Here is a 3,664-nt window from a genome sequence, read left to right as displayed (position 1 = left end):
GTACTACTCCAGTTAGTTTCAAAAGTGTTACGTATAAGAAAATTACTATAATGGAATAAATTTGTAGAATACTATAGATAAAAGATGATATAATCATCTAAATAATAAATATAAATCATATTTTATTAAGCCTATATAATCTATGAACCTATTGACTTTTAATAAAATATCAATAAAAAATAAAGGGAAATGAACTATATTTATTATAGAATAGTTTTATTTATTTAAATAGTTTAATTAAAGTTAAGATAAATAGATAGGAACTTAATAATAGGCTATGGTTTTAAAATTTGACTTATAGAAACAATATAAAATTTTAAAGGGGGGCTAGATTTTGAAAGAAAAGATTTTAGAAGTACTTAAGTATCTAAAGAATCAGGGAGTAGATTATGCAGATGTTAGAGTAGTAGACAGAACTACTGAAAAAATAAGTACAGAAAACTTAAAGGTTACATCATTAATAAACTCTAGAAGTAAAGGGATTGGGGTCAGGGTTATTTTTGATGGATCTTTAGGATTTGCAAGTACTCAGAACTTAGAAAATATAAAAGATATAGCTAAAAAGGCATTAGAAATAGCAAAGAGCAGTAGAACTCTTCAAAAGGAAAAGATTAGACTATCAGAAAAAGAGGTTTATGTTGACCATTATGAGATACCTATAGAAATTGATCCTTTTAAAGTATCCAAGAAAGAAAAGATAGGTCTTTTAATTAGGGCAGAAGAAGAAATGAGAAGAGGAACTAACCTTAAAAAAACACAAGGGTCTATGGATTTTCAGAAGGAAGAAAAGATATTTGCAGATACAGAAGGTAGCTATATAACTCAAAGTCTTTATGAATCTGGTGCTGGAATAGTAGCCATTGCCTCAAATGATTCTGATATGCAAATTAGAAGTTATCCAAATTCTTTTAGAGGAAATCATGGTACAGCGGGATATGAATATATACTGGAAATGGATTTAGTAGGTAATGCCAATAATATAGGTAAAGAAGCAGAGGTACTTTTAGAAGCAGAGGAGTGTCCAAGTGGAGAATTTGACGTAGTTATAGATTCAGGACAATTAACTCTTCAAATTCATGAGAGCATAGGACATCCAGTGGAATTAGATAGAATTTTTGGTTCAGAAGCTGCCTATGCAGGTATGAGTTTTGTTACAGTAGATAAGCTTAAGGAAGAATTTAAATATGGATCAAAACATGTAACCATAGTGGCAGACGCTACGGTAAAAGGTGCACTTGGAACCTTTGGATATGATGATGACGGAGTTAAGGCTCAGAAGACGATAATAATTGATAAAGGAATTCTTAGAGATTTTCTATCCTCTAGGGATACGGCTATAAAAATAGGAAGAAACTCTAATGGAACCAATAGGGCAGATGGATGGTATAACATGCCTATCGTTAGAATGACCAATATAAATTTAATGCCAGGAGATTTTGAGTTTGATGAATTAATAAAAGGCATAGATTATGGTTTATATTTATGTACTAACAAGAGCTGGAGCATAGATGATAAAAGAGTAAATTTCCAATTTGCCACAGAAATAGCCTATGAAATAAAAAGTGGAAAGCTTACAGGAAAAGTATTTAAGAATCCAATATATACAGGAATAACTCCAAAATTCTGGGGAAGCTGTGATGGAGTATGTAATGAGAAGTATTGGAAGGTTTACGGTACTCCTAACTGTGGTAAGGGACAACCAGGTCAGGTAGCCCATGTAGCCCATGGTTCATCACCAGCGAGGTTCAGAAAGGTGAAGGTAGGTGTTAAGGATGTTGAATAAAGTTAAATGCTACCATATTATAGATAGTATATTAGAGAAGGCAAAATATTTTACTTTAGTTACTATTAATAGAGAAGAGGAAGGTCTAACTCGTTTTGCTAACTCTGAGATACATCAAAATGTATATAGCGATAATATAACTGTAAAGATAACAGTTATAGATGGAAAGAAAATATGTAATGTTTCAACTAATTTATTAGAAGAAGATAAATTAATGAATACTTTAAAAGAAGCAGAAGAAAATATAGAATTTTTACCAGAAGGAGAATATGAGTTTTCTTATCCAAAGGAACCTTTATTTATAGAGGATGAAGAAAATAATGAAAATTTAAAAGAGAAGTTTTCTACTTCTAATAGAGCAAAACTTATAGGACAGTGTGTTGAGTCCTTAGAAGAAGAATACAAAATAGCAGGTTCTCTATCCTTAAAAACAGGATGTATAGCCCTTGGAAACTCTAATGGTATTAAAAGATATAAAGATACGGCAACTGCAAACTTTAATGTGGTTGTGATTCATGAAGATGGAGCTTCAGGCTATGGAGAAGTTACGGCTGATAAAGAGGAAGATATAGATGTTCCTAGTATATTTAATAGAGCTTATGAAAAAGCCAGAATAGGAAGAAATCCGAAATCCATAGAGCCTGGATATTATGATGTTATATTAGAACCATTAGCAGTAGGGGACCTTGTAGACTTTATGAGCTTTATAGGGTTTGATGCAGAGGATTTAAGAGAAGGATTTTCTTTCTTAAGTGGGAAAGTTGGAGAGAAGGTGTTTAATGATAAGATAACAATAAAAGATGATTTAAATCATAATGATACCTATAGAATACCATTTGATTTTGAAGGTTTTGAGAGGACTCCAGTAACTCTTATAGATAAGGGAGTAGTTAAAGGAACTGTATATGGTAGTAAGGAGGCTCTTCTTTGTAATGAGAGAAATACAGGTCATTCCATTGGATATGGAAGAGGGGCTTTTCCTATAAATATAATAATGGATTCAGGAGAGGAAAGTATTAAAGATATAATAAAGAAAAGTAAGAAGGCTTTATTAATAACAAGATTCCATTATATGAATATAGTAGATCCAAGACAAGGCTTATTAACAGGTCTTACTAGAGATGGAGTCTTTATGATAGAGGATGGAGAAATAAAATATCCAGTGAAAAATATGAGATTCACAGAAACATTATTAAATGCTTTTAACAATGTGGAATATGTTTCAATTGAAAGAGAAAAAGTACCATCATTCTTTATATCGCAAGTTGTTCCTTATATGAAAATAAATAATTTTCATATAACAGGTAAAACAGAAGTGTAATATAAACTAGCAGACTAAAAATAGGTTTACTACTTTTAGTCTGCTAGTTTTATTTATGTAAGATTCTTTATCAATAGTATTTACTATAAAAAATAAATAATTTTTATAGTAGTTTTTCTTAAAAATATTGATTATTTGGATATTTGGCGAAGATTACTGAGGAAAACTCCTACTTTTAAAATAATAAAATCATGCAGCATTTACTTAGGATATGAACCTAAGTAAATGCTCTAGCATTGAGATTTGAAGTGACCATCTTTATGAAATAGTCTTCTAAGGTGAACTTCTGTATAAAAAGTAGCAAATAAGCATATAAAGGTTGTAAAATAGATAGTATATTGAAAAAGAGTACTATCAAGGAAATACAATACAAATGTTAATATGAAAGATAATATACCAGAGAGTTCTAACATTTCCCCACAGAATCTATTGCCTTCCTTCCAAGTATTATTAGTTAATGTAGAAAACTCTGTTATGTAACCTACCGTAAATTCAGGATATTGAGAGTGTTTATTTCTTATATACCAACCTATAAAAATAAAAAGTATAGGAAATAATTA

Annotated in this window: 3 protein-coding genes; 2 read left to right on the top strand and 1 reads right to left on the bottom strand. The window is 30.4% G+C overall.

Going from position 1 to position 3,664, the window contains the following annotated elements:
• Positions 1–334: 334 nt before the first annotated feature.
• A complete protein-coding gene (locus AB2369_RS12310; protein ID WP_367666769.1) occupies positions 335–1,783 on the top strand; it encodes a TldD/PmbA family protein in 1,449 nt (482 codons plus the stop codon).
• Entirely contained in the window at positions 1,773–3,104 is a 1,332-nt protein-coding gene (locus AB2369_RS12305) for a TldD/PmbA family protein (RefSeq protein WP_367666768.1), read from the top strand. The genes AB2369_RS12310 and AB2369_RS12305 overlap by 11 nt, the downstream gene beginning before the upstream one ends.
• Before the next feature lie 230 nt (positions 3,105–3,334).
• Here AB2369_RS12305 and AB2369_RS12300 read toward each other — a convergent pair whose 3' ends face one another.
• Complete coding sequence (locus AB2369_RS12300) at positions 3,335–3,580, bottom strand: hypothetical protein (protein ID WP_367666770.1); 246 nt, start codon at positions 3,578–3,580, stop codon at positions 3,335–3,337.
• Between the last annotated feature and the right edge of the window lie 84 nt (positions 3,581–3,664).

The sequence above is a fragment of the Clostridium sp. genome, assembly GCF_040797585.1.
Classification (GTDB): Bacteria; Bacillota; Clostridia; order Clostridiales; family Clostridiaceae; genus Clostridium_Z.
Note: the sequence above shows the minus strand (reverse complement) of the source record. Positions and strands in the feature narration are given on the sequence as shown.